Annotated in this window: 25 protein-coding genes and 1 pseudogene; 7 read left to right on the top strand and 19 right to left on the bottom strand. The window is 61.6% G+C overall.

Annotated features, from left to right (window positions below; genetic code table 11):
- Positions 1-196: 196 nt before the first annotated feature.
- From cphA to NKI37_RS00245, 3 genes are read left to right on the top strand one after another with little or no spacing between them, the layout of a single operon-like run.
- Positions 197-3,094: a cyanophycin synthetase gene (cphA, locus tag NKI37_RS00255; protein ID WP_352787826.1), complete on the top strand. Its 2,898-nt coding sequence runs from the start codon at positions 197-199 to the stop codon at positions 3,092-3,094.
- On the top strand, positions 3,094-3,993 hold the full coding sequence (locus NKI37_RS00250) for an isoaspartyl peptidase/L-asparaginase family protein (RefSeq protein WP_023738739.1): 900 nt from the start codon (positions 3,094-3,096) through the stop codon (positions 3,991-3,993). Before cphA ends, NKI37_RS00250 begins: the two co-directional genes overlap by 1 nt.
- Positions 3,990-4,814 carry a cyanophycinase gene (locus NKI37_RS00245; protein WP_352462495.1) on the top strand — a complete coding sequence of 275 codons (825 nt, stop codon included), beginning with the start codon at positions 3,990-3,992 and terminating at the stop codon, positions 4,812-4,814. The genes NKI37_RS00250 and NKI37_RS00245 overlap by 4 nt, the downstream gene beginning before the upstream one ends.
- Before the next feature lie 227 nt (positions 4,815-5,041).
- On the opposite strand, the gene NKI37_RS00240 is transcribed toward NKI37_RS00245, so the two are convergent.
- Positions 5,042-5,539 carry a metallophosphoesterase gene (locus tag NKI37_RS00240; protein WP_352597167.1) on the bottom strand — a complete coding sequence of 166 codons (498 nt, stop codon included), beginning with the start codon at positions 5,537-5,539 and terminating at the stop codon, positions 5,042-5,044.
- Positions 5,540-5,578: 39 nt separating this feature from the next.
- On the bottom strand, positions 5,579-5,749 hold the full coding sequence (locus tag NKI37_RS00235) for a hypothetical protein (protein WP_023672674.1): 171 nt from the start codon (positions 5,747-5,749) through the stop codon (positions 5,579-5,581).
- A gap of 913 nt (positions 5,750-6,662) precedes the next feature.
- Here NKI37_RS00235 and NKI37_RS00230 point away from each other — a divergent pair.
- The gene (locus tag NKI37_RS00230) at positions 6,663-7,487 is read left to right on the top strand and encodes an SIR2 family NAD-dependent protein deacylase (RefSeq protein WP_352787829.1); all 825 of its coding nucleotides are present in this window, start codon (positions 6,663-6,665) and stop codon (positions 7,485-7,487) included.
- Positions 7,488-7,616: 129 nt separating this feature from the next.
- On the opposite strand, the gene NKI37_RS00225 is transcribed toward NKI37_RS00230, so the two are convergent.
- From NKI37_RS00225 to NKI37_RS00215, 3 genes are all read right to left on the bottom strand, one after another.
- Positions 7,617-8,684 carry a M42 family metallopeptidase gene (locus NKI37_RS00225; RefSeq protein ID WP_352787832.1) on the bottom strand — a complete coding sequence of 356 codons (1,068 nt, stop codon included), beginning with the start codon at positions 8,682-8,684 and terminating at the stop codon, positions 7,617-7,619.
- Between the two features lie 46 nt (positions 8,685-8,730).
- On the bottom strand, positions 8,731-9,159 hold the full coding sequence (locus tag NKI37_RS00220) for a GFA family protein (protein WP_352787834.1): 429 nt from the start codon (positions 9,157-9,159) through the stop codon (positions 8,731-8,733).
- Between the two features lie 69 nt (positions 9,160-9,228).
- Positions 9,229-9,840 carry an ATP-dependent Clp protease proteolytic subunit gene (locus NKI37_RS00215; protein WP_352787837.1) on the bottom strand — a complete coding sequence of 204 codons (612 nt, stop codon included), beginning with the start codon at positions 9,838-9,840 and terminating at the stop codon, positions 9,229-9,231.
- 481 nt (positions 9,841-10,321) lie between these two features.
- Between NKI37_RS00215 and NKI37_RS00210 the strand changes: the two genes are divergently transcribed.
- On the top strand, positions 10,322-11,686 hold the full coding sequence (locus NKI37_RS00210) for a Do family serine endopeptidase (protein WP_352787840.1): 1,365 nt from the start codon (positions 10,322-10,324) through the stop codon (positions 11,684-11,686).
- Positions 11,687-11,885: 199 nt separating this feature from the next.
- Here NKI37_RS00210 and NKI37_RS00205 read toward each other — a convergent pair whose 3' ends face one another.
- The 6 genes from NKI37_RS00205 to NKI37_RS00180 all read right to left on the bottom strand — a co-directional run bounded on the left by NKI37_RS00205 (position 11,886) and on the right by NKI37_RS00180 (position 18,910).
- Complete coding sequence (locus NKI37_RS00205) at positions 11,886-12,851, bottom strand: ABC transporter permease (RefSeq protein ID WP_023672667.1); 966 nt, start codon at positions 12,849-12,851, stop codon at positions 11,886-11,888.
- Positions 12,852-12,854: 3 nt separating this feature from the next.
- Positions 12,855-13,859, bottom strand: a complete 1,005-nt coding sequence (locus tag NKI37_RS00200; RefSeq protein WP_023693472.1) for an ABC transporter permease — start codon at positions 13,857-13,859, stop codon at positions 12,855-12,857.
- Entirely contained in the window at positions 13,856-15,400 is a 1,545-nt protein-coding gene (locus NKI37_RS00195; protein WP_023707501.1) for a sugar ABC transporter ATP-binding protein, read from the bottom strand. The genes NKI37_RS00200 and NKI37_RS00195 overlap by 4 nt, the downstream gene beginning before the upstream one ends.
- Positions 15,401-15,460: 60 nt before the next feature.
- Complete coding sequence (locus NKI37_RS00190) at positions 15,461-16,441, bottom strand: ABC transporter substrate-binding protein (RefSeq protein WP_023672664.1); 981 nt, start codon at positions 16,439-16,441, stop codon at positions 15,461-15,463.
- Between the two features lie 103 nt (positions 16,442-16,544).
- The gene (locus NKI37_RS00185) at positions 16,545-18,164 is read right to left on the bottom strand and encodes a GMC family oxidoreductase (protein ID WP_023815751.1); all 1,620 of its coding nucleotides are present in this window, start codon (positions 18,162-18,164) and stop codon (positions 16,545-16,547) included.
- Entirely contained in the window at positions 18,161-18,910 is a 750-nt protein-coding gene (locus NKI37_RS00180) for an FCD domain-containing protein (protein WP_023707502.1), read from the bottom strand. The genes NKI37_RS00185 and NKI37_RS00180 overlap by 4 nt, the downstream gene beginning before the upstream one ends.
- A 188-nt stretch (positions 18,911-19,098) precedes the next feature.
- Here NKI37_RS00180 and NKI37_RS00175 point away from each other — a divergent pair, with 188 nt between their 5' ends.
- Positions 19,099-20,193, top strand: coding sequence for a mandelate racemase/muconate lactonizing enzyme family protein (locus NKI37_RS00175; protein ID WP_352787843.1), 1,095 nt, complete (start codon positions 19,099-19,101; stop codon positions 20,191-20,193).
- A gap of 325 nt (positions 20,194-20,518) precedes the next feature.
- Positions 20,519-20,929, top strand: a complete 411-nt coding sequence (locus tag NKI37_RS00170) for a hypothetical protein (protein WP_023693476.1) — start codon at positions 20,519-20,521, stop codon at positions 20,927-20,929.
- Positions 20,930-21,548: 619 nt separating this feature from the next.
- On the opposite strand, the gene NKI37_RS00165 is transcribed toward NKI37_RS00170, so the two are convergent.
- From NKI37_RS00165 to NKI37_RS00130, 8 genes and pseudogenes are all read right to left on the bottom strand, one after another.
- A complete protein-coding gene (locus tag NKI37_RS00165) occupies positions 21,549-21,968 on the bottom strand; it encodes an SDR family NAD(P)-dependent oxidoreductase (RefSeq protein ID WP_352787845.1) in 420 nt (139 codons plus the stop codon).
- Positions 21,969-22,060: 92 nt separating this feature from the next.
- Positions 22,061-22,195: pseudogene (locus NKI37_RS00160) on the bottom strand (hypothetical protein); the annotation flags it as partial.
- Positions 22,196-22,357: 162 nt separating this feature from the next.
- Positions 22,358-22,855, bottom strand: a complete 498-nt coding sequence (locus NKI37_RS00155) for a 2,4'-dihydroxyacetophenone dioxygenase family protein (protein ID WP_023710477.1) — start codon at positions 22,853-22,855, stop codon at positions 22,358-22,360.
- Between the two features lie 203 nt (positions 22,856-23,058).
- Positions 23,059-23,238 (bottom strand): hypothetical protein, encoded by a 180-nt coding sequence (locus tag NKI37_RS00150; RefSeq protein WP_156033784.1) that lies wholly within the window; start codon positions 23,236-23,238, stop codon positions 23,059-23,061.
- Positions 23,205-23,681 carry an NADH dehydrogenase ubiquinone Fe-S protein 4 gene (locus NKI37_RS00145; protein ID WP_352787848.1) on the bottom strand — a complete coding sequence of 159 codons (477 nt, stop codon included), beginning with the start codon at positions 23,679-23,681 and terminating at the stop codon, positions 23,205-23,207. Before NKI37_RS00145 ends, NKI37_RS00150 begins: the two co-directional genes overlap by 34 nt.
- 181 nt (positions 23,682-23,862) lie before the next feature.
- Positions 23,863-24,372, bottom strand: coding sequence for an Hsp20/alpha crystallin family protein (locus NKI37_RS00140; RefSeq protein WP_352787851.1), 510 nt, complete (start codon positions 24,370-24,372; stop codon positions 23,863-23,865).
- A 74-nt stretch (positions 24,373-24,446) separates the two neighbouring features.
- On the bottom strand, positions 24,447-24,923 hold the full coding sequence (locus NKI37_RS00135) for an Hsp20 family protein (protein WP_023672654.1): 477 nt from the start codon (positions 24,921-24,923) through the stop codon (positions 24,447-24,449).
- A 241-nt stretch (positions 24,924-25,164) separates the two neighbouring features.
- Positions 25,165-25,518, bottom strand: a complete 354-nt coding sequence (locus tag NKI37_RS00130; protein ID WP_352787854.1) for a hypothetical protein — start codon at positions 25,516-25,518, stop codon at positions 25,165-25,167.
- Positions 25,519-26,189 lie beyond the last annotated feature (671 nt).

Raw genomic sequence — 26,189 nt, 5'->3', positions numbered from 1 at the left:
CGTGCTGAAGATTAATGCCTCAGTGCTGCACCCGCACAATGGGTCGCCATGAGCAAAGCCGGGCACTAGCTCAACGGCCGCGGTGTGCCCGGCGAATGATTGTGAAGAGGAGCGAATGCTTGGCCCGCCTCGTCCCGAGAGATAAGTAGCCCTCAGAACAGCGACCGCACGTGGCCGAGATGACCAGAGGGTGTTCTTGGGCCAACATGTGTTAAAGGCCACTTTTGTTTCTCTCTCCTGCAAAAATATTTGGGCTGAAAGGCCGGGAACTAACCGATCCTCCGGATGTTGCGGAGTTAGTCAGGAGAAACGGACTATGTCGGACAAAGAAATTCATCGGGGCGCCTCGCGTTTTCGCCCTATCCGCGTCGTGGACGCCCGTGTGTTTCGCGGGCCGCACCTCTATAGCATGACGCCAATGGTCCAGATTCGGATCGACCTCGGAGCACTTGAGGCGTTCCCGACAGACAAACTGCCTGGGTTTTCCGAACAAATCGTCCGACTGTTGCCCGGCCTTGCGGGCCATGGCTGCAGCTATGGCGCCGCCGGCGGCTTCGTCCGCCGCATGCAGGAAGGAACCTGGCTCGGCCACGTCGTCGAGCATGTCGCCCTGGAACTGCAGAGCATGCTCGGTCACCGGGTGACACGAGGAAAGACACGGTCGGTCAAAGGCAGTCCGGGCACTTATAACGTCATGTTCGCCTACAAGGACGAGCTTGTCGGGCTGCTCGCCGGGCGCGTCGCGCTCGAACTGGTGGACAGCCTGCTGCCGGCCAATCTCCATGGTGTCGAGGGGCTCGGCGACATTGCGGAAACGCAGGGGCCATTCGAGTTCGCAGCCAGGCTGCAGCAGCTCAAGCTTCTGGCCGCCGAGCGTGCCTTGGGGCCTACGACTGCTTCCTTGGTGCGCGAGGCCGAGAGGCGAGGCATTCCGGCGGCGCGGATCGACGACAGCAGCCTCGTGCTGTTTGGTCACGGAAAGCATCAGAAGCGCATCCGCGCCAGTTGCAGCGACCTCACTTCCGAGATTGCGACCGAGATCGCCTCGGACAAGGACCTGACCAAATTCCTGCTGCAACAGGCCGGCCTGCCGGTGCCACGCGGGGAGCTGGTGCGATCGGCGCAGGACGCAGTCGCGGCGGCAGCACGGCTGGGCTACCCCGTGGTCACCAAACCACTCGATGGCAATCATGGAAGCGGCGTCAACATCGGTCTGGCAACAGAAGACGAGGTCCGCTGGGGCTTCGAACAGGCGCGAGAACACAGCCGTAGCGTTATAGTCGAGCAGCATTTCGTCGGCTCGGACCACAGGATCCTGGTGATCGGCGGAAAGGTGGTGGCGCTCGCCGAGAGGGTTCCGGCCCATGTGGTCGGCGATGGCCGGAGTTCTGTCGCCGAGCTCGTCGAGGAGACGAACCGCGACCCACGAAGGGGAGAGGGCCATTCCTCGGTATTGACCCGCATCGAGATCGACGAATGCGTCGAGCATTTCCTGTCAAAATCGCAGCTCACCCTGGCGAGCGTTCCAGCGCCGGGTCAAATGGTGCTCTTGCGGCCCACCGCCAATCTCTCCACCGGTGGGACCGCGATCGACCGAACGGAAGAAATCCATCCCGAAAACGCGCTGATCGCCAGGCGGGCGGCACAGATCGTCGGCCTCGACATTGCCGGGATCGACTTCGTCTGTCCCGACATCTCACGGCCGGTGAGCGAAACCGGCGGCGGCATCATAGAGGTGAATGCCGGTCCTGGCTTTCGCATGCATCTCGAACCCTCGTCGGGGCGCGCCCGCAACGTCGCACGGCCCGTGCTCGATCTTCTCTTCAAAGGCCGCAAGGACGGCCGGATTCCGATCTTCGCGATCACGGGAACCAACGGCAAGTCGACCACTGCCCGGATGCTGGCGCACATCCTGCAGGCGAATGGGGCAACCGTCGGGCTCACCTCCACCACCGGCGTCTACTTGAACGGCGAGCGGATCATGACAGGGGACTGCTCCGGTCCGCAGAGCGCCAGGATCGTGCTGCGCGAGCCGGGTGTCGATGTCGCGGTGCTGGAATGTGCGCGCGGCGGCATCCTGCGCGAAGGGCTTGCCTTCGATGCATGCGATGTTGGCGCGGTTCTGAACGTCCACGGCGACCATCTCGGGCTGAGGGGCATCGACACGATCGAGGACCTGGCGGAGGTGAAATCGGTCGTGGTCGAGTCCGTCCGCCGCGGCGGATGGAGCATTCTTAATGCCGACGACGTCCACACGTCCGCAATGTCGCGAGATGCCGGCGGCAGGATCTGCTACTTCTCGCTGGCGAGCAGGAGCGAGTGGCCCGGTTTCTTGCGCAGCCACCTGGCGGAAGGCGGCCGCGCCGTGACGCGGGAGCCCAGCAGCGACGGCTGGGACATTTTCATCCACGAGGATGGGGAATCGATGTTCCTGATGAGCGTCGACGAAATTCCCGCGACCTTCGAGGGTTCGGCCGAATTCAACGTTGCCAACAGCCTGGCAGCCGTCGCTATGGCGCATTGCCACGACGTTCCGGCGGCAACGATCCGGGCGGCGCTGGCGGAGTTTGGCACCTCGTTCGAGCAATCTCCCGGTCGCCTCAACGTCTTCGACGGGCATGGTTTCCGCACGATCGTCGACTATGCGCACAATCCGGAGGGGCTGAGGGCGCTCGGAAAGCTCGTTTCCCACATGAGGCGCGGCTATCAGCGCACGATCGGCCTGGTCGCCATACCGGGCGACCGCCGCGATTGCGACATCCGCGAGATGGGCGCGATCGCTTCGCGGATATTCGACGTCATCGTCTTCAAGGAGGATGAGCAGGAGCTGCGCGGCCGAGCCCCCGGAGCGATCGCCGGCTTGCTGCGGGAAGGTGCCTTGAACGCCGGCTGCGCCCCAGGCCGCATTCACGCCGTCTGTCCCGAGAAGGAGGCCGTCGACGTGTGTCTCCGGCTTGCACGGGAAAACGACCTTGTCGTGCTGACCGTCGACGACGTTGAAGCCGTGTGGCGGCAAGTAACCGGCTTCGGAGGCGCGACGCCTTCGAGGGGAGGGCCCGATCAGACCCATATTCGCCATCTGAGGGCTGGCTGATGTGGTCGCTGATCCTGCACGGCGGCGCCAAGGAGATCGATCCGCAAGAGGAGGAGGCGCATCGCAACGGATGCATCGAGGCGCTCGAGGCAGGTCGGGCCGTCCTGGCCGGCGGCGGAACGGCGGTCGATGCCGTGGAAGCTGCCGGTCGCGTCCTCGAGGCCGACCCGACATTCAATGCGGGATATGGAAGTGCCCTCAATTCGGACGGCGAGGTCGAGATGTGCGCTGGCCTGATGGAGGGCAGGGACTTCAATGTAGGTGCCGTCGCAGTGATCAAGGGCGTGCGCCATCCAATCAGTGTCGCGAAGGCCATGCTGCATGAGGAGCCGATCCTGCTGGCGTCGGAGGGGGCCCGGCGTTTCGCCGCCGACAAGCAGCTGGAGCTTTGCGATCCGGCGGATTTGATCACGCCGCAGCAGCGCGACGCCTCCAGCAAGTCGGAGGCGAAGGATACGATCGGTGTGGTTGCCCTGGATCAGTACGGGGACATCGCCGTGGGCACTTCGACCGGCGGACTGGACGGCAGTGCTCCGGGTCGTGTGGGGGATTCTCCGCAACCCGGTTGCGGCTACTATGCCGACAACCAATTGGGAGCCGTCGCCTTCTCGGGAGACGGTGAGCATATTGCGCGAAAGGCTCTCGCGGCCCGTGTCATGCAGGCACTCTCGGCGCGGCAGGCATTGTCCTCGGGGCAGGCTGAAGGCGGCCTGGAGCAGGTGCTGAATCCCGCGCTCAAGGAAGTCGAGGCGATCGGCGGCGAAGCCGGAGCCATCGTGCTTACCGCGACCGGCGTGTCTGGATGGGCGCATAACAGCAGGGAGTTCGCAGTCGCATTCATGACCAGCGAGGACAACCACCCACACGTTTTCCTGCGCAAGAAAGACGTGGACAAATGACCGACAAGAAGAAAAAACGATCCTCGAACGGTAAAGCCGGAACGCTCGTCATCATCGGCGGCCACGAGGACCATGATGGCGATCGTGTCATCTTGAAGGAGGTGGCGAGCCTGGTTCCGAACGGCCGCCTGGTGCTTGCCACCATCGCGTCTCATGAGCCGGATGGCTATCTCGAGAAGTATCAGAGGTCCTTCGGTGAACTGGGCATCAAGGATGTCATCGAGCTCTACGTCAACGACCGCCTCGAGGCAGCTCATGAAAAGAAAATAAGTGCGCTCGCAGACGTGAGTGCGGTGTTCTTCTCCGGCGGCGACCAGCTCCGGATCACCAGCCAGATCGGCGACACGCCCATCGACGAGCGGGTGCACGAAATCTATGAAGCCGGAGGCGTCATTGCCGGCACCTCAGCGGGCGCGTCGGTCATGAGCGACACGATGATGGTGAAGGGGCCGAACGCAGCGTCCTTTCGGATCGGCCACATTCGGATGGCGCCGGGACTGGGCCTGCTGCCGAATGTCATCATCGACCAGCACTTTGCGGAACGGGGCCGCATTGGGCGGCTCATCGGGGCGGTGTCGCAGAACCCGCGCGTCCTCGGCATCGGCATCGATGAAGACACGGCGATCGTGGTGAAGGGCGAGATGTTCAAGGTCATCGGCAGCGGCGCTGTCTATCTGGTCGATGCAGCCGGCGTGACCCATTCCAACATCGCGGAAGGTGAGCCTGATGCCGCCCTTTCGATTCATGATCTGAGGGTTCACGTGCTGAGCTCAGGCGATGCGTTCGATCTCGCGCTGCGACGGCCGGTGGGGATTCCTTAAGAGTTCGCCGCACTCAAGTTAATGGTGTGGTGCGGTCCGCGTACCGGCCCCTCGAGCGGTGCCGATCCACGCGCGAAAGGCGCTAAATATGTGAAGCTGTTCTCCTATCTGAAGCAGCCCAACTTGGATTGTCGCATTGTTGCGGGTCCGGCAGGATTACAGACGGCCTCTCGTCGGCTCCAATCCCGCAAAGCTGAAGACCTTCGCTCGCCCGGCGTTCTGTCGGGCTAACCCCGCCGGCGACTGGCCTGAATGGCAGCAAAGGTGACCGGACGAAACCCCCATGCGTCGACGCCGACATCATGCTGGCGCGTCATCGGCTTCAGACGGCCGTGCGAATGACCGTGCAGGTTTACCGATCTCTTGCCGATGTGGTTCCAGGTGCGAAAAGGATAGTGGCAGAGAACCAGCAAGCTGCCCTCGACAGGAAGCTCCATGTAGTGGTGCACGCTCGCCCAGGCCGGGTCGCCAATGGTGGCAGCGCTGTCATTGTTGCCAATTATCAGGTGCTTGGACCCGTTAAGAGACGACAGCAGTGAAGACACGGTCTCGGCTGGGCCCTTGGCGAAATCGCCGAGGTGCCAGACCTCGTCGTTCGGGCCAACGGTTTCGTTCCAAAATGCAACCAGCGCCTGGTCATGCTCGACCAACGAGGCGAAGGGACGCCGGTCGAGGCGCAGAATGCGCGGATCGTTGAAATGCGTATCGGAAGTGAAGAAGATCATGCGCCGCAGCCGGCTGCGACGCGCGACCGGCGATCGCCTCTAACTGCCGGAGCGCTCTTCGGCTTCATCATCGATCCCGATCGGGGCTTCCCTGAGCATCTTGAGTGCCTCTTCCTTCGTAAGGCCGCACTTGCGCGCGAAGTAGAGCGCCTCGATCGCCTTTTCGCGATCCGCCGTAGATTTTGCGTGCTGTTTGGGCTTTTTGCCCATCGTTCTCTGCCACCTTCCGAGGCCACCAAACCATCACAGTGCCGCGTTGTTCCCGTGCATGGGCTGACCTGCCGGACTGCTCGACTGCCGATGTGGCCGACACCGCGCGAGCCCCCGGACAGCGCGTATATCAGCCGGCTCGCGACAACGGTGGAGCGACTCCAACCCCGACAGCGTGAATTCAAACGAAAGCCCGCGCCGTGGGAGGGGCCGGCGCGGGCGATCGGGCTACCGATCTTGCAGCGCGGGGGTCGACCGCTGCATGGCTCGAACTGTGCAAGCGAGCATTTGTTCCGGGGCGCATGCAAAGCATCGGCGTTTCATTGCATCCTGGGGGACACAACCAGCATTCCGCTTAAGTCCGCCGCCGATGTGGGAGGATGAATACCGCCTTGCGCTAATTCGTCCGCCCTGGACACGAAACCAACCGCGCATTGAGCGCGTAGCTTCGGCGATTTAAAACACCTGCACTGGAATATTTCCGGGCGCATGGAACATCTCCGGCCGCTGATGTTTAGGCCGGAATGACGATGATCTCTGTTCTTACAATGATTTACTCTCTCGCCATCTTTATCGGCGCGAAGCGGCGCAACCTCTTGGTGAATGCGAAACTCGATAGAGTTTTGCGCAATATGGCTGGCGCAGAACTGAATCATCGTGGCCAGTAAACCGCAACAGCGCCGGTTCCAGTTCACAGCCAGTGTCCTCGCAGCCGCTACCTCGGTTCGGGTGGCAAGCGGCTCGGCAGGACTGCAAGGGCCGCCCCCTCTGGGCTGGCTGGTGCGTGGTCGATCTGATTTAGTCGATGAGGGCGGAGCACGCTGGCTCGAATTGGGAGCCACGTCCACGATCCCCGCACCGGGGCACGCACCTTTAGGTCCGGCCCACGCGAGTGGCTTCGGAGGACCTATCCATGAACGATGATGATCCTATAAATTCGCTCGCCAATGCAATTCGTCATCGCAGCGCAATTTTGTTTGTGGGGGCGGGGGTATCGATCAGCGTCGGACTTCCGTCTTGGGAGAAGCTCATCGAGCGAATGGCAAAGGAGCTCGGCGTCGACGATGAATTTTCCACGCGACGCGATCGTTTTCAGACCTTGGCCGAATACTATCGGATCAAGCATGGCAGCATCGGACCACTTCGCAGTTGGATGGACAGAAACTGGTCTGTCGCCAAGGAACGGATCGAGAAATCGGAATTGCACCGTCTCATCGTGACGCTCGATTTTCCCGTCATCTATACGACGAACTATGACCGGAACCTGGAACTCGCTTTTGAAATCCACGGTCGAGAGTACGTGAAAGTGGCCAACGCACGGCACGTTGCGCAGGCCCGTCGAGGCGTAACCCACATCGTGAAATTTCACGGCGACTTTGACGAGGACTCTTCCCTTGTCCTCACCGAAACCGACTATCTTGACCGCCTGTCCTTCAATTCTCCCCTTGATGTCCGCTTTCGCTCGGATGCTCTCGGCAGCACGATCCTGTTCATTGGCTATAGCCTCTCCGATCCAAACATTCGGCTGCTGTTGCACCGGCTTTGGCAAACCTGGCACCGGTCTGGATATGAGAAAGATCGTCCCCCTTCGTTCATCTTCATGCCCAGCCGCAACCCTGTGGAGGAGGCCGTGCTTGGGCGCTGGGGTATTTCGGTGCTCGTTGGCACAGGTGATGATCCTGAAGCCGGTCTGACGGATTTCCTCAGGCGTTTGGTGGAAGCGGTGGCGGTGACCTGAGGCGCGCTCCCTAGTGGACTGCAGTCGGGTTTTCTCAGGTGCGCGATGACCGACGCACCAGGCGGTGGCCGACAGGCGCCAGATCGGCGACTGTTGGAGCCACGACTTCCACAATCAATCCCGCCGCTCTCATCTTGGCGTGAAGTCGATCTCCGGCGTCAATTGCCGGCAATATGCACAAACCAGGTCAATCGTCGTTTGCACATCATCCAGGCAAACAACTTCGGACGGGGTATGCATGTAACGCAAAGGCACGGAGAGCACCCCACTTGCGGCGCCGCCGCGGTTCTGCTGCATGACACGCGCGTCGGTAGGGCTTGAGCTGCCCACCGCCTGAAGCTGATAAGGTAGGCCCTCTTTCTCGGCCACCGACTTCAGCAGTTTGAACACCACCGGGTTGGTGTTCGCGCCTTGAGTAATTGCCGGCCCTTTCCCAAGGTCCAGTTTGCCCTGATCCTCGGCGCGAGCGCGCGGATAGTCCATTGCCACGCCCATATCGATTGCGAGGCCGGTTCGAGGCGCGATATTGAACGCCGAGGTCATCGCGCCTCGGGAACCGATTTCCTCTTGAACCGTACCCAGGATATAGAGCCCCACGCCGGGGTGAACGCCTCCCTCCTCAGAGAGGCAGCGCAGCACCTCGGCGCCGATGAGGAGGCCGACCTTGTTGTCGAACGCTCGTCCGACAGCAAGGTTGCCCTGGAGCGCTGCAAACTCGCCATGGATAGTCACCGCGCTGCCGACCTCTACGACCTTCAACGCTTCCTCTCGCGAACTCGCGCCGATATCGATCCATAGTTCCATCAGCGAGGGTGTTTGAGACGTGTCAGAGGCTTTGAAGGTCTGGATTGCTTTGCGACCCACGACCCCCAGGATCGGCTCTTTGCCGTGCACCCAGACACGCTGGCCGATTTCAGTGGCAACGTCCGTTCCACCTATGGTGCTGAAGAACAGAAAACCGTCATCGTCGATGTAGTGGACGATGAAGCCGACCTCATCCATGTGCCCGGCATACATGAAGCGCATAGACGCCTCAGGATTGATGATCGCTGTGACATTGCCCATGACGTCCGTCGTCAACCTGTGGGCATACGGACGAACATACTCGCGGAAAAGCTCCGCTACAGGTTGCTCAAAGCCGCTCGGCGACGGGGTCGCCACAATTTTCTTCAAGAACTTGAGTGATTCATCGCGCATGAAGCTGACTTTCACAGTTCATGGGTGGAGGGCCATTCGAGCATGGTCATACTCGTCGGGCTTCGCGCCAATTTTGGCCTTCTTCGGTGCGATCGCCCGCGAATTGGTCAGCCCAAGGCAGGTTGTGGAGCCAGGCTTCGCGCCGGGGGGTCCAAAGCTCGTATGCCGGGAGAAGGTCGTTTGGCGCATCATCGAGAGTGCCGATCATGATCTCGGCTTCGTCGTCGCGAAGGTTCACCACGCGCGACCCGCATGCCGGACAAAAACCTCTGCCGTTGAATGCAGCAAGCTCGCCCTTGCACTGGTAAGCCGACCGCGGCCACACGGCAAAGGCACTGTAGGTGCTGCCGCTGGTTCTCTTGCAATCCTGGCAATGACACAAGCCAACGCGCAACGGCGCGCCGGTAACAACATACCTCACAGACCCGCAAAGACAGCCGCCGGTCCGCTCTATCTTTTCAACCTTGCCGTTCATGGTCGCCGGAGCCATGAGTGAGGGAAGCGTGTTGGACTCGGCTCTGCCGTTTGCATCCGAGGCGTCAAGTTAATCGGCAATGTCTTCAACAAGGCCCAACTCCAAAGCTCTGGCTGCCATCAGGTAGCAGTTGGTCAAGGCATGGTCGCGCAGCTCTTCCAGCGATGTTCGAGAACCTTGGACGAGATCGGCGAACCCTTCATTCTCGAGTCGCTCTGCCGTTTCCAACAGCGCAAGTTGTTCGCGAACGATCTGAAGACAGCTTCGAATTGGTCCATTCAGAACCAAGTCTTTCTCAAGCCTTCTTTCATGAATCAGCAGGACTGCTTGCGGGCAAAGGAACCTGCAGGCTTTCGGGAAAGCGGCAAGGACCGTTACCCCGGCAGAGTAAACCGTATTCTTGCCAATGATGTAGCCGTTGCGGCCCGAGTGTTTCAGAAAAAGTTTGAACTCTAGAGTTAGACGTCGCGCGCCGTCGGCGTCGCCTCCGGGCGTGTCGATTTCAACGTAGAGATCGTCTTCCCCGGAACGCACGGTTTTCAAATCGTCCAAGGCTTTGGTGACGACAGTGTCATCAATCAAGCCGTGTATACGCAAGTTTGGATCGAACAAAAGCCGGTGAAGGTCTGGAGCGGGCGGCGGGGAGACGGTGTGTTCGGCTGACTGGGGCAACAGGTCCATATAGGCATCCTCATTATGGGGGCCGAACTTAGTTGGTACCCTTTTGTTCCCTTGAGGGAGTTCGAGCGGTGGTGATCACAGCCGCGTCTCTCGGCGGCTGTTGAGCTCCCTCTTGCATTGCAGATCGTTTTCGCACCAGGCCCGGTAGAGGCACCTCAGCCGCTGGGTTGGCTCCATGGGCATATCGGGCATTTGCCGGAGCTGACGCAGTCGCTTTGCTGACATCTGCCATGTCCGGGGCCAGTCCTGTGGACGGTTGAACTCGACGGCCTCAATGGTTCCCGGCTGCTGCCTTCCGGACCCCCGCGGTCGGGCTGTTTTTCCTGGCCGTGCCATTTTTCCGGGGGGCTGAAACAAACAGCTTTGTTGGCAGTTCTAGCGTCCGGAGCACCGGCTCCGCGCGGCGCGGCCGAGCGGCCGGGGCTGTCCGGCAGGAGGTCCAGCAATGTCTCACGATATGCAAAGACGATTTGCAACGCGCTTGATCGCGGTTGCGCTGATGCTCTCGGCCAGTGGCGTGGCGCCTGTCCTGGCCCAGGATACCCCGACCGACTTCACGGCGATCATTCAGCAGAAATTGCCGGCCGTGGTCGCGATCACGACCCGGGAGGTTGTCCAGGACCAGACGACGGCGGGCGACTTTACAAGTCCGTTCGACGGCCAGGGCCTCGGACCCGTTCAGCCACAGGTGAGGGAGGCGCTTGGCTCCGGATTTGTGATCAGTCCCGACGGCTATATCGTCACCAACAACCATGTCGTTGCCGATGCGACAGAGATCCATGTCGTATTTTCCGACAAGGAAACGGCGCCGGCGCAATTGGTCGGCCGTGACCCCGCCACCGATATAGCGGTGCTGAAGGTCGACCCGCGGCCCAACATGACCACGACCAAATGGGGTGACTCGGATGCAATGCAGCCGGGCGCATGGACAATCGCGATCGGCAGTCCCTTCGGACTCGGAGGGACAGTCACTGTCGGCGTTCTGTCGGCCCGCTCGCGAGACATTCAAGCCGGGCCGTACGACGATTTTCTCCAGACGGACGCGTCGATCAATCGAGGCAACTCGGGCGGTCCGCTGTTCAACGCACGTGGCGAGGTGATCGGCGTCAACACCGCCATTGTCTCGCCGTCGGGCGGCAGCATCGGGATCGGATTTGCGGTGCCATCGCGCACCGCCCAGAGCATCGCCGACCAGTTGATTAGAACCGGCCGGATCGAGCGTGGCTTCATCGGGGTCCGCCTGCAGGACATCACGCCGTCGCTGGCTGAGGCCCTCGGGATGAAGGATGACAAGGGCGCGCTGGTTGCTTCGGTCGAGCCCGGCAGCCCGGCGGAGAAAGCCGGCTTGAAGCCGGGTGACGTGATCACCCGGTTCAACGGCAAGGGCATTGAGGGTGTCCATGACCTCACGCTTGCGACGGCTAGCCAGAAGCCTGGCAGCAAGGCCACTCTGACACGGAGTAACGGCGGCAAGGACCAGGAGATCGCGCTTGTCATCGGTGAGCGCAAGGATGCGGAGGTGAAGACCGGCGCTGTTCCCGACAAGAAGTCGGCGGCCGAAGGCCTCGGCCTATCCCTCAGCCCGATTCCGGATCAGGCGCGTCAGCAGCTAGGCATCAAATCAGGAACGACCGGCGTCTTCGTCGTGGAAGTGGTTCCCGATGGCCTTGCCGCCCGGAGCGGATTGCAGCCGGGCGATGTCATCATATCGGCCAACGATCGCCGCGTGACGGAGCCTTCGGATATCGTCGAGGAGTGGGCGAACTCTCGCCGGCAGAGCAAGCCCATCCTGTTTCGGCTGGAAAGGCAGGGGCAGTCCGTGTTCGTGGCGGTCGCCGGGAAATGACCGTCTCCAGGACGGCCATGTGACTGCACCACGATCCGCTTGCGGATCCGCTCCAAAGGCGCCGGAGCCCAGGTGCAACGGGGAAGCATCGCCGCAGAAAGTTTGCGGGATGCGCTCATTGGCCAGGCGCGCAACGCGCACTTATTCTGCAGCGTCAGAGCTCTTTTGAGCTCGTCGTGCTCGAGTGTGCTCCCCATCCTCAGGCAGTTTCGCGCCTTGCCGTAAGCCGTGCCTGGAGAAGGACGACGACGAGCAAAAACAGCCCGCGGATCACCGACTGCCAGTAGGCTGACAGCGAAATCCAACCCATGCCGTTTTCGAAGTTCAGGACGTTGAAAAGGATCCCGAGCAACAGCACGCCGGCCAGCGTGGTCAACACCGAGCCCGAGCCGCCGGTCAGCAGCGTCCCGCCCACGACCACGGCTGCGATGGCAAACAGCTCCCAGCCGACGCCCTCGATCGGCTGGCCTGCGCCGAACTGAGAAGCGAGGACGACGCCGGCGAGCCCGGCCAGGCACCCGCTTGCGACATAGACGAGAAATTTGACGCGGTCAGTGCGCAGCCCCATCAGCCGCGAGGCATCCTCGCCACCGCCGATGGCCAGCACCGTCCGTCCCGTGCTGGTGTAGTTCAGGACCACTGAGCCGACGGCATAGGCAACCAGGGCGATGACTGCCGGAATCGGGAAAATCCAGAAATTCCCTTGGCCGATGGCGGTGAAACCCGAATCGTAAGACACCGAAACGGTCTGGTTGCCGGCCAGAAGCAGCGCCGAGCCGCTTGCGGCCAGCATGGTGGCAAGCGTGGCGATGAATGGCATCAGGTTGCCGCGTGTAACCAGGAGCGCGTTGATCAGCCCGGCTGCCAGGCCGGCGCCAACGCCCGCTGCAAGGCCTGCCACGATGCCGTGCGGGCTCGCCAGGGCTGACGCGACGCTGCCCAAGGCGGCGACGGAGCCGACGGACAGGTCTATGCCGCCGGTCATGATCACGAAGCACATGCCGAGCGCGACGAGCGCGAACATCGAGTTGTAGCGCAGAACGCTCATCACGTTGAAGAGGCCGAGGAAGCGGTCGTAGCGCAGGAATCCGAACAGGACGAGGGCTGCAAGCGCGATGACGACACCGTAAGTGCCGATGATGCGAACCAGTCTGGCGCTGTTCATGGATTACACCCGGTGTTGCTGCTGCAGCCAGACGGCGAATGCGATGATGCCGGCCTTGACGACGAGCGCAGCGGCGTCGGGTACGCCATTGGCGAGCAGCGTGTAGCGCACCAACTGGATGGTCAGTGCGCCCAGCAGGGTGCCGATGATTGTGGCCTTTCCGCCACTCAACAGCGTGCCGCCCACCGCGACCGCCGCGATGGCGTCGAGTTCCATGCCCAGCCCCACGAGATTGGCGTCGCTGGAGGAGTTGATCGCAATGACGACGAGACCGGCTAGCCCCGCGCACAGGCCGCTGATCGCATAGACAGCGAGCTTGATCCTCGATACGGCGATGCCGGCGAGTTCAGAGGCCTTTTCATTGCCGCCGACCGCCAGGATGCTTCGCCCGAACACCGTGCGGTGAAGGGCCCAAGCGGCCACCGCAACCAGCACGGCCATGATGATGACCTGCGCGGGAATGCCGAGCGGGCGGGCAAGTCCGATCCACTGGAATTGCGGCACGCGGAAGGTCTGCAGATTGCCGTTGGTCATGACCTGCGCGATCCCGCGCCCGGCGATGAACAGCACGAGCGTTGCAACGATCGGTTGGATGCGGAAACGCGAGACCAACCAGCCATTGAACAGCCCGAACAGGCCGGCGACGAGGATCGAGGCAATCATCGCGACGGCTACCGCCAGATAGATGTTTCCGACCGGGAAGATCGTGCCCATGAAGATCATCGGCGCCAATGCGCCGGAGATCGCCATCAGCGAACCAACCGACAGGTCGATGCCGCCGGTGGCGATCACCAGGGTCATCCCCACCGCGACGATCACAATCGTGCAGACCTGGGTTAGGTTGACGTTGAGTGTCTGCAGCGTCGCGAAATTGCGCGTATAGGCAAGGTTGAAGACCACCAGCAGCACAAGCGCGATCACCGTGCCGTAGCGCGCCAGGAAACCGAACACATCAAAGCGGCGGTTTCCAGCGTCGTTGGCTGCGGATGGTGTGGCCAGATCGCTCACGCTGCCTCCTTCGCCGCGCCGCCATGCGCCATCGCCGCGAGCACGTCCTCCTCGTCGGCTGCCTGGCCTTCCAGTTCGGCCACCCTCACTCCTTCGCGCAGCACGAATATGCGGTCGGCTCCTTCCATCACTTCCTCGAGTTCCGAGGAGATCATCAGCACGCCGAGCCCGTCATCGGCAAGCTTGCGGATGAGGCGCTGGATCTCGGCCTTGGCCCCGACATCGATGCCGCGCGTCGGCTCATCGAGAATGAGCAGCTTCGGGTTCATTGCCAGCCAGCGGGCAAGCAGCACCTTTTGCTGGTTGCCGCCCGACAACTCGCGGACCTTCTGGTTAGGCCCCGAGCATTTGATGTCGAGTTCACGAATGAAGCGCTCGACGATCTCCTTCTGCCGGGCCTCGTTCAGGATGCCATTGCGGCTGATTTTCGGCAGCAGTGCCAGTGTTATGTTCTCCGCGACGGTCATTTCCGGCACGATGCCCTCGGCCTTGCGGTCCTCAGTGCAGAAGCCCATCCCTGCGGCGATGGCATCAGCGGCACGTGCGGGATGGTAGGACGCGCCCTCCATCGTCATCTCGCCTGCGCTCCGGCGGTCGGCGCCGAATACGAGGCGGGCTGTTTCGGTGCGGCCGGCGCCGAGCAAGCCGGCAAAGCCGGCGATCTCGCCGCGGCGCAGGTCGAAGCTCACGTCACGCACCAACTGGCCGGCCGCCAGCCCTTGCGCGGTAAACAGCACATCACCGATCCTCGACCGATCGCGTTCACCGAACGCGGTCGCATGGCCTTCGACGGCTGCGACGTCGCGGCCGAGCATGGCCGCGACCAGCTCCAGCTTGCCGATGTCGCTCATCGCCGCGCTTCGTACCGTGCGGCCGTCACGCATGATCGTGACCCGGTCGCAGACCTCGTACAACTCGTCGAGCTTGTGGCTGACGAACAGAACGGAGACGCCGTCGGCCTTGAGCTGACGGATAACGCTGAACAAGACCGAGACTTCACGCTCGTCCAGCGAGGAGGTCGGCTCATCCATGATCACGAGGCGGGCGGAAAAGCCGATGGCGCGGGCGATCGCCACCATCTGCTGCGTGGCGGTGTTGAAATCGCTGAGCGGGCGGCGCACGTCGATGCCGATCGAGAAGCGGCTGAGCAGGCGCTCGGCTTCCGCATGCATCGCGCTCCAGTCGAGCAGGCCGCGGCGGCGCTTCTCGCGTCCAAGGCAGATGTTCTCGGTCACCGAGCGCAGCGGTACGAGATTGATCTCCTGGTAGATGGTGCTGATGCCGCTGACCTGCGCCTGATGCGGAGACCCAACTTCGAACGGCTTCCGTTCGAACAGCACCTGCCCCGCATCCCGGCGGTAATAGCCGGTGAGCACCTTGATAAGTGTCGATTTGCCCGCACCGTTCTGGCCGATGAGTGCGTGGATCTCGCCCGGAAGAACCTGGAGCGAGGCATCGGCCAGGGCAGGGATGCCGGCAAAACGCTTCTGGATGTCACGCATGTCCAGGAGCAGCGCGGCTTGGTCCGGCTGAGCGGTCATCGTCAAACTCCCAAACCCTACCCGCCGAAGCGGGTAGGGCAACTGGAAAGAAAGTGGATATCAGAACGCAATATCGAAGTCTTTCTTCGCGTTCGTGGCGTCGAAGAAGGCATCCTCGTTCTTGATGAACGGCGGGATCTTCTTGCCGGCCGCATAGTCGGCCATCGTAGCGAAGGCCTTCGGCCCGAACAGCGGACTACAAGCGCAGATAGCGCCGATCTTGCCGTCAATGATCGCCTGGACGCCTTCCTTCTCGCCGTCGATCGACAAGATCAGCACATCCTTGCCCGGGGTCTTGCCGGCTGCTTCCAAAGCGGCGATGGCGCCCAGCGCCATCTCATCATTGTGCGCGTAGATGATATCCGCATCAGGGTGCGCCTGAAGCAGCGTCTCGGCGACCTGCCGGCCCTTGTCACGAGCGAAGTCGCCGGACTGCGACGCCAGGATGGTGAACTGCGAGTGCTTGGCGATGAAATCGTCGAAGCCTTTCTTGCGGTCGGTAGCGGCCGAGGCTCCGGTCGTGCCTTCCAGCTCGATGATTTTCGACTTGCCATTGGCGTTCTTGACCAGCCATTCGCCGACGCGGGTCGCCTCCTCGATGAAATCCGAACCGATGAAGCAGACATAATCCTCGCCCGGCTTGGCCATGGTGTGATCAACGTCGCGGTCGACCAGAAACACCGGTATGCCGGCATCGCGCGCGGCAAGAATGACCGGCACCAGGGGCTTGTCTTCGCGGGGCGGCAGGAAGATTGCGTCGACGCCCTGCGCGATCATCGAGTTCACGTCGGAGGCCTGCTTGGCCGACGAACCGGCGGCATCCGTGTAGACCAGCTGATGGCCGAGCTTGGCGGCTTCGTCCTGCATGCTCTTGGTCTCGGCAAGGCGCCACGGATTGTTGCTTTCCGTCTGGGCGAAACCGACCTTGTACTTGTCCTTCTTGGCGAGTGGCGGGAGCGCCGCGAAGGCGCGTGAGCCGAGTGTCAGCGCAACCGCGCCGGCAGCGGAGCCAACCAGTAGTTTTCGACGGGTAATGATCATGCTCTTTCCTCCTTTATTGTCGCTTTCAGCGACTGTGTAATTTCCTCACGATATCGGCCCAAACGGCTTCGGCGATGAGGCCGTCGGCAAGCTGGATCCGGCGCTATGCCGCCTCCAAAATAAAGTCGGCGCAGCGGTCGCCCAGCATCATGGCGGGCGCCGCCGTATTGCCGGCATTGATGTTGGGGCAGGCCGACATGTCGGCAACCCGCAGATTGTCTATTCCGCGCACGCGCAGCGCCGCGTCCAGCACCGCCATCCGGTCGCTGTCCGAGCCCATCCGGCATGTCCCGGCCGGATGGTAGTTGGTCTTCACAAAGCGCTTGCAATGCTTTGTCATGGCTTCGTCGCTGAGATCATCCTGGCTTGGCACGGCAATGGCCTTGACCCGATCGGCGAGCGGCTTGGTCTGAAAAGCCTGCAGGAAATAACGCTGGCCGGAGATCATTTCCCTCATGTCGTCGGGATGTTTAAGGAGGTTCGGCGAAACGATCGGCATGTCCTTCGGATCCGCCGAACGCAGCCTTACGAAACCGCGCGACTTTGGCTTCACCACCACTGTCGTCACGGTAAGCCCATAGGTGTTCTCGACCAAGGTCAGGATATCGCGGTCCAGATAGACGTGCGGCACGCAGAAGGCCTGGATCGTCGGTTCGCCCTCGGGATCGGCCGGATTGACGAAGGCTCCGGCCTCCACCCCCGCTGACAGGATCGTGCCGGTGCCGAAGAGCTTGAAATGCAGGCCGTTCCTGATCATCCTCCAGCCTTGGCCCTGCCTGAAATAGCCGTATGGGCCGTTTGCGGTGGCGATGATCGGCACCTCCGGATGGTCGATCAGGTTTTCGCCGACCCCGGGCAGGTCGGCGACGCAGGAAATGCCGTGCCCGGCAAGCGCCTCGGCGGGGCCGATGCCGGACAGCATGAGCAGTTTCGGCGAGACGAGGGCACCGGACGAGACGATCACGTCGGCATCTGCATGGACGGTATGCTCGGCGCCCGACGCATCCGAATAGACGACGCCGGTGACCCGACCGTTTTCGATCAGCAGCCGGCTGACTGTGCAATTGAGTTTCAGCGTCAGCTTGGGATCATTCGTCAGCGGCTCGATGAAGGCATAGGCGGCGCTGCTTCGCTTTCCCCGCCGGTTCATGAACTGGTAGAAGCCAACCCCGCGCTGCGACGGTCCGTTGAAGTCATGGTTGTACGGCAATCCAAGGCCTTGGACGGCCTGGACGAACCAACGGGAAACATCATCGATGTGGCCTGGATCAGAGACCAGCAGCGGACCTTCGCTTCCATGCAGTTCGCCGCCGAGGCGGTTGTTTCCCTCCATGCCGGTGAAATGCGGCAGCACCGCCTGCCAGTTCCAGCGTACGCCGGCATTGTTGCCGCGCAGCAGCTCGTCCCATTCCTCATAATCGGCCGAGCGGCCTCGCATGTAGACCTGGGCGTTGACCGAGGTGCCGCCGCCCAGCACGTTGCCTTGCGAGATTTCATGGACGCGGCCGTCGAGATGGGCCTGCGGCTCGGTGCGGTGATAGCGCATGAATTTCGAGCCGTTGATCATCTTGAAGATGCCGGGCGGCATGTCGAGCAAGGGGTGATGATGGGAATGGCCGGCCTCCAGCAGCAGGGTTCGCCGTCCCGCTTTGACAAGCCTTGCCGCCGCGACGCAGCCGGCTGCTCCGCCGCCCACCACGATATGGTCGTAGGACTGCGTCATGCTTCCGGCGCCTCACGGCTTTCGAATGTTCCGCGGACATACTCCCAGGCCGCCGAGAGGTGGTTGAGCAGCGCCCGCTCGGCGCCGTCAGGATCTCGCTCAAGGATGGCCGTGCAGATTTCACGATGGCTGAGGAAATTCACGCGGTTGCGCTCGGGCGACCGTGGCATGCGCATCCAATGCGGCGACAGCCATGCGGTAAATGCCTTGTGCACGACAGGCAGCACCGGGTTGCGCGCGATGTCATAGAGCGCTGCGTGGAACGCCACGTCCGTCGCATAGAATTTCTCGGAATCCGGGATGGCCGCCTCGTTCATCGCCAGCGCCGCCCTCAGGGCTGTGACGTCATCCTTGCGGGCATGGATGGCGGCGTTGCGCGCCAGCGACGCCTCGAGGAAGACGCGCATGTCGTAGAGGTTCTTCACGCCCGCCTGGTCGCTCAGCAGATGTCCTACGATGCCGTCGAGGGCGCCGAGCGCGGCATCCAGGCCAGGCCGGCGCGCCACGGGCCGGAACCGCGGACGCGCTTCCACCAGGCCGCGGCTGGCCAGGCGCGCAATCGCCTCACGCACAACGCCCCGGCCTACACCATACTCGATCATCAGTTCGCGCTCGGCCGGCAGGTAGCTGCCGTCGCCAAGCCTTCCGGATGTGATGTCGGCCTCTATGCCGGCCACCATCGCGTCGGCCGCGCGGGCGGCGAGAATAGCCGCGGGCATCTCAGGACGCTCTTCCGTATCCAGCAAGCCTTTTTCCTCCCAGATGGTCCTGTTATTAGAAGGTAAATCGGACCAAAGCACAAGCGGATTGATGCTTTTGTAGGACCAAAAATGACTGATTGGCTTCAGAATCGCTGAAAGATCAGCCACATTGTTGCCAGTCAGCGCTGCCGGTGCAATTATGGTCCGATGAAAAAACCTGAATGGAGCGCAGCATGAGCCGCACCGAAATCAAGGAAGTCGAGACCCGGCTGTTCCGGGTCCCACTGCGTGAGGTGATGACCGATGCCAAGCACGGCGCGCACACGCATTTCGAGCTGGTCACCGTCACGCTGAGGCTTGCCGACGGCACCGAGGGCACAGGCTACACCTACACCGGCGGCAAGGGCGGCTATGCCATCAAGGCAATGATCGATCACGACCTCGCGCCGTTCCTCAAGGCACGCGACGCAACGCAAATCCACACCATCTACGACGGCATGCTCTGGCACATCCACTATGTCGGGCGCGGCGGCATCGCTTCTTTCGCGATCTCGGCGATCGACATCGCATTATGGGACCTCAAGGGCCGGCGTAGCGGCCTGCCGCTTTGGCAGATGGCGGGCGGGGCCGGGAAGAGTGCCAAGGCCTATCGCGGCGGCATCGACCTAAACTTTACCCTCGATCAGCTTTTGGCCAGCATCGATTCCTATCTCAATGCCGGCTTCACCGGGGTGAAGATCAAGGTCGGCAAGGACGACTTGACCGAGGATGTGGCCCGGGTGAAAGCAGTTCGCGAGCGCATAGGACATCACATCACCTTTATGGTTGACGCCAACTACGCGCTCGACGTCCCGCGAGCGATCGAGGCAGCGAGAGCATTCGCCGCCTACGATCTGCTGTGGTTCGAGGAGCCCATCATACCCGACGACTATGAGGGTTACGCCAGCATTGCCAAGGCGACCGGAATGCCCCTGGCAATGGGAGAAAACCTGCATGTCATCGAGGAGTTCGAGCATGCCTTCGCTTGGTCGAATCTCGCCTACATCCAACCCGACGCCTCCAACTGCGGCGGGGTCACCGGCTGGCTGCGCGTGGCAGCGCTCTCACGCAAGGCTGGCATTCCGGTCTGCAGTCACGGGATGCAGGAACTTCATGTCAGCCTCGTTGCAGGTCAGACAAATGCCGGCTGGGTGGAGGCGCATAGTTTTGATATTGACCATTATACCACTGAGCCGCTGAGGCTTCAGGATGGTTTGGCGATAGCACCCGACGAGCCTGGAGTGGGCGTTGTCTTCGACTGGCGGAAATTGGCGGATTTTCGCCAATAGCGCCTTGCATGGAACATGGTGCCTGTCGCTGCCGTTTAGAAATCTTGGAGGCGGCCGCATGCATTTTGTCCAGATCCTGCTTCCTCGTTCCGGCAACGCGGAGAGCGCTTCGCCGAGGAAGACTTCGACCGTCTGAAGAACGAACTCGCCGCCGCCGCAGCCAGCGGGCATACCTCTTATCGGATGCCACACTTACATTTGTAATTGCAGCGACGCTTCACCGGCTTTAACTCACGCGATCATAGCAGCGACACGACAAATGCAGGCGGCCGCCCGAACACCGGCAGAAGTTGCAAGCATTGGGTGCGCCTGCAGGGAGGCGGCGATGGTTGCAACGCGTACGGACACTGCGCATGCGGTTATGGAGGACTTCATTCTATGGCGGCACCGCTCACCGGTCCGCGAAGTTGGATTTTACGAGGCTATGAGTCAAACCCGACAAGCGATCGCCGCATCTCGCGAGGTGCTGAGGCGCTTTCGCGAACGTCAGGGCGACGACACTCCTCGAGGAAAGAATACAGACCGTGGTCCTGTCGCCGTGTCAGCCTTCGATGCCGACATCATACGCGCTGCATGCCGAGATCTGATCGCGGAGATGAACGTGCCCGAGTGTCAATGGCGCGAGCTGGCGCGAAGTCTGGTGCGCGAATTCGTGGCCTGCGAGCAGACCGAAGCCGGTTTGGTGGATTGGATCGTCCGCCGGCCAGCGATGACGGAGACGGACGAGGCCGGCTGACCGGAGCCAACTGGCGAGGCGGCGAATGAGCCAGGAGTCGGTCGACCGCAATTAACGCGAGCAAACAGTCCTCCCGGCGACTTGTTGCGCGGGAACTGCGGTGATCCGAGGATCGGAAACTTTGGCGAGCGGCTTGGACACATCTGATCCTCCTCGTTTTTAGGCGTCCGGCCCCGTGTTCGTATTCGGAGACGCATGCGTCCAGCCGACTGTCTAAGGCAGACGGCGACGGCCATGTCGCGTTGCTCCCGGCCTTCGCACACAAAGGAGCCCAAGCCGGATGCTAACTGGCTGCATTAGGCCAATGGGAACAATTTGCGCGAGCCGAGCTTGGGCTAGCGTCGTACAGAGGTGCAAGTATGCAAGATAATTTTGACCGAGCTTCATCCGTCGCGGAGGTTGCGGAATCATTCGTGAGATCCCGGAGGCCGTTCTCTGTCGTATCGACCCGGGATGCGGTCACGATTGTCAGGAAACAGGCAGCTTTTTGCGAGCATACGGATGGCGAGCTTGCGGAGTTGGTGGCGGCAATTGCGGTCAGGCATGGTCGATTGGTCGCGTTCGATCTTGATCTCGACGACACAGGCTTGGAGATCGGTCGCGCAGCATAGCCAACGCCTCACGCAATGAGATAGCCACCGTCAACCGGCAAAATTGCCCCAGTGATGAATCCCGCGAGCGGCGAACACAAGAACATGGCGGGGCCGGTCAGGTCGCCCGGCGTACCCCAGCGACCCATCGGAGTGCGTTTCATCAATTCCGCGTTGCGAGCTGGATCGGCCCGTGGCGCGGCGGTCATGGCGGTCTCGATCCAGCCAGGCGCCAATGCGTTTACGCGAATGCCATCCCCGGCATAGGCGATCGCAAGTGACTTGGTAAGTTGCACGACCGCGCCCTTGGATGCGGCGTAAGCCGGCGCATGAGCCGCGCCGAAAAACGCGAACATCGATGCGATGTTGACGATGGCGCCCCCGTTCGAGAGTGCCCCTCGGAACGCGCTCGCACTCCGCATGGAGCCGGTGAGATTGATATCGACCACCGTTTCGAAACCCTGGACAGTGAATCGGCGGCGCGCAGGTTTACCCCTGCGCAATTTACGAGCGCTGCAACGGATGTGAACTGACTTGAATATCCTTCGACCGCAGTCATGTCCCGGACGTCGAGTACTGAATACGAGACGGCGGTGCCGTATGCACGAGCGGCCGCCACCTCGGCGGCCGTCGCCCCCGTCGCGTGGACGATTGCCCCGGCCCCGGCGAACGCCATGGCGATGCCGTTTCCGATGCCTGTCGTGCCTCCGGTAATGACGACGATCTTGCCCGCGAAGAAGGGCATGGCCCATATGGAATCGGTCACCAAAAAATCTCCTCGTTTCGCCTCTGTGGCGGAGCGCGAACTCATCGCAGCGGAAGACAAACGGGCGGATGTCTACCGTACGAATTGATCGACGAAATCGTCACCGAGACCCACGCTCGCATAGTGATTTCTGCACATGTCGATCTTGGTGAAAACGTCCTCGAAACCAATCTGCTTGTTATCCTTGTCCAGGTAAACCATGCAGCCGGAAATGTTGAAGAAGGTGATCATCTCGGGCACGTCGCTTGGAACCGTGAGCGTGTGGATTTCACCGGGCGGCTCGAAAACGTAAGATCCCGTCTCTGCCACCCAGTCGTGTTCAAGATAGTGCCAACGCCCCTTGATCACATAGCCATGCACGGGGGCCGGATGCAGATGACGGCTTAATATCCCGGCCCGGCGTACGCGGAGCAGATTGCACCACTGCCCTTGCATTGTGTTGAGCATAAGTGGTCGGAACCACACGCCCTCCGCCTGTGGGACCCAGACACGCTCGTCTTCGGGGACGGCAGCGATCGCGATCTCTTTCGGTGCCAGGGGATGGGCGGAGCCGTTGAAGGATTGATACATAGGAACCTCTGTCGCCAATTCATTGGAGTCCATATCAGCGCGATCCTAACAACTGGGCCGAGTTCTGCCGAGGCGCAATCGGGCGCCCACGCATTGGGAAAGTTGTCGGCGCGCGCCCGCCCGCTGCCGCGACCGCAAGCGGGAAGGGTTTCGGGATGGTCCGTTGGGCGTCGAAGACGATCAGTGGGTTCCTTCTTGCCTTATCATGCGGCTATCCGGGAGTGCACCGGGCTGGTCCTGGTCTGGAAGCCCCGGTTTCGGACTTCCAAGGCCAGCAAGGCGAGTTCGACCTCGTCCAATCGCGACGGGCGTGCATTTTCCGGCATGCCTTCGGCGGTGGCCAGGTCGATCAGGTACTCGTTCCAGGCCCAGTTCTTGAGCACGGCGCGTTCTCGTCGGGTGCGAGCACCGGGTCATCCACAACCTCCATCGGAGAGGCGTAGAATGTCTCCGGCTCGGAAAGCGCCGTCTGTATGTGCGCTGCCTGTGCGCCGGCGCCATAGCCGTGGCTTGCCTGGAGCCAAGCCAACTGCAGCTCCTCCGATGCATGCTGGCGCGTGACCTTGGCCTGGGAAGCAGGAGGTGCAGCCTGCACGACATAGTTGAGGCCTTGACGCTCGGCATAACGGATCGCCGCTTCCAGCGTCGGAAAGTTCAGTTCAACCTGGGTCAGGGTGTCCCGGCCACCGGTATAGCCCATCAGCGGCTCGATGAACGGGGCTGTGCGGCGTTCGAAGACCAATCGCCAGGCCTTGCGGGGCTTTGCCGAGGTCATGGCCGGGCGGCATGGCTGGTAGATCCGCGCCGTTGCGCCGTCCGGAAACACTGACCGTCCCATTGACAAAGCCGGCCCGTCTAGACGAGGCCGATTGTCATTGTCCGGCCGGACGGACGTCTTGGTTAGGTTTCTGTTGTCGCTGCTTTGAACTGTCTCCATTGCCTGTCCCTCCCGTTATGAAGGGTCGCACGGGCAGCGGCCGTAAGGGCCGCCACCCATACTGCATCCGTCAGTTCTTCCCGTTGATTGCGATCCGCTTGGCCTTCGCCTGCGCCCGCTCGGTCTTGGGCAACGTCACAGTCAGCACCCCGTTCTTGAAGGCGGCGTTGACCTTGTCTTCTTCAACCTCGTAGCCGAGCGGAATGAGGCGCTCGAAGCGACCGTAGAAGCGCTCGGAGAACTGCCGGTCCTTGTCCTCGGTCTCGGAACGCTTCTCGCCTTTAAGCTTGAGCGCCCCATTTTCCAGCAGGACTTCTATGTCGCTCTCGTCCAGGCCAGGTATTTCCGCCGTGACGCGGACTTCCTTGTCCGTGTCGGAGATTTCGACACTCGGCCAACTGGCGGCGAAAGAGGGACCGAAGGCCGGCAGTCTGGCGCCAAAGCTGCGGAAGGCGTAATCGAACAGCCGATTTACCTCCCGGTGGAGGGAGACGAAGGGGTCTCGATCTCCGTCGGGGAAGAGACTGGGCGCCGAGTTTCCGTTGCCCCGGCCCCAGGGGATCAAGTCACGTACGCTCATTGTCTTTCTCCTTTCGTAGGTCTCTGAGCCGGACGGGACGCCCGGCTCAAGCGAAAGCCTTCATAGTGGATTGCTCAGGCGGCCAGCTTGTCGGTCTCGATCTTGGGAGCCTCGATCTTCGGCATGGGAGCCCCGCTGGAGATTTCGATCTTGCGCGGTTTCATCTCCTCGGGAACCTCGCGCTTGAGATCGATGCTCAGCAGCCCGTTCTCAAGGCTGGCGCCCTCGACTTTGACATGATCGGCCAGTTCGAACCGACGCTCGAAAGCGCGCCCGTTGATGCCGCGGTAGAGATACTGGCCGTTCTCATCGCCGGATTGCGACCCGCTCAGAACCAGCATGTTGGGCTGGTGGGTGACGGTCAACTGGTCCTGCGGGAAACCGGCGACCGCCATCGTTATGCGATACTGATCATCATCAACCTTGGCGATATCGTAGGGCGGCCAGTTGTCGAACGAGGCCACACGGCTCGCACTTTCAAGCATGTCGACCATGCGGTCGAAGCCGATGCTGGACCGGTATAGAGGGGTAAAATCGAGGTTTGTCTTCATAGCCACATCCTCCTTTGAGCAACATGGACAACAGAAGGCACCCAAGAGCCTTGCCGCCTCCTGGTGTTGCCGGCCCCATTGGGCGGCCGGCGACCATCAATTTAGAATCGCGACTTGCACCTTCAAGAGCAAGAATAGGAAAATTTTCATCGGCAATCTGGGCGAACGCACCAATGCCACCCCTTCCGCCGGCGGGGTCACTCGCCGACGGGTCCATGGTGCAAGAACAACTACGTCGCCCTTAAATCCGATCGACGAATGGTACGAACGCGGCCACTGCCGCGCTGTCACTGCAGTCAGGACCGGCACGCTCATCCGATTGATCCAACTGTTGCAACGCATCCATGATCGTGTCGAAGCTGGCCGGTTCACCCGCTCGCGGCAGCATGCGAAGCGCTGGCACGGATTCTACGGCGCAGGCATCCGATGCCCATGACGAAAGAATGGCGCGCTTCTCCTGAGCGTCCAGGGCAACGTCGGCCAAAACGTCGTGGGGATGTTTGAAATGCCGCGCCGGATGCAGCAAGCGGTCCAGAAAAACGTCGGGGGCCACGGGTTCAATCGATGCAAAATAGGTCGAAATGGGTCCTTCCATGGATGGTCCTCCGCTTCAGACAATCTCATGCGTGTTTGAGTCTGGCGGCTCTCGCCAGCGGCTGTCGCGATCACGACCAGGCAGATCATCCAGGAACGACGCTCAACGACTTTCCCAGGTGATGTCGATACCGAGACTCATCGTCCGGCACCCTGGGCGGCTCGATCACGACCGATGCGAACGAGCCGTTCGCGATCGAGGGTGGCGATGCTGCACTTCCCCAGATGTTCGGAGCATAGCGAGGGCTGCGGCCTTGGAGCGGCGAGGGGACTTGCCTACATCGCACATGTCGTCGATATGGAGGTCGATGAGTTCGCCGAAGGCTTCAGGCGCGCTAACAGGGCTTTGTCGGCGTCTCACTGCGATCGACTTGGTGTCGGTGCCCCGGCGCCGCGCAACGTCGCGTTGCAGGGAGGTCTCGCTGACGCAGCGTGTGCGGCAGGTTCTAAGGTTCTGATGTTAAACAGATGCTGAAAAATCAAGAGCATAGACTGGCCATTGCACCGATGATGGATAGGGAAGATAGATAAAATCAAATATTTATGAGGGTTCGTGTGCAAATACTGCACACGCAAGTTCCGCTTCTCTTCTTTTTTCGTTCCTACGAGGGAGCTGCCGAAAGGCCTTTTCGGACCCTCTTTTGCCGACGATACTATCCGCTCCAATGCGAA

The organism is Mesorhizobium sp. M0626 (assembly GCF_040320665.1).
GTDB lineage: Bacteria > Pseudomonadota > Alphaproteobacteria > Rhizobiales > Rhizobiaceae > Mesorhizobium.
This window is presented reverse-complemented; position numbering and strand designations above follow the sequence as displayed.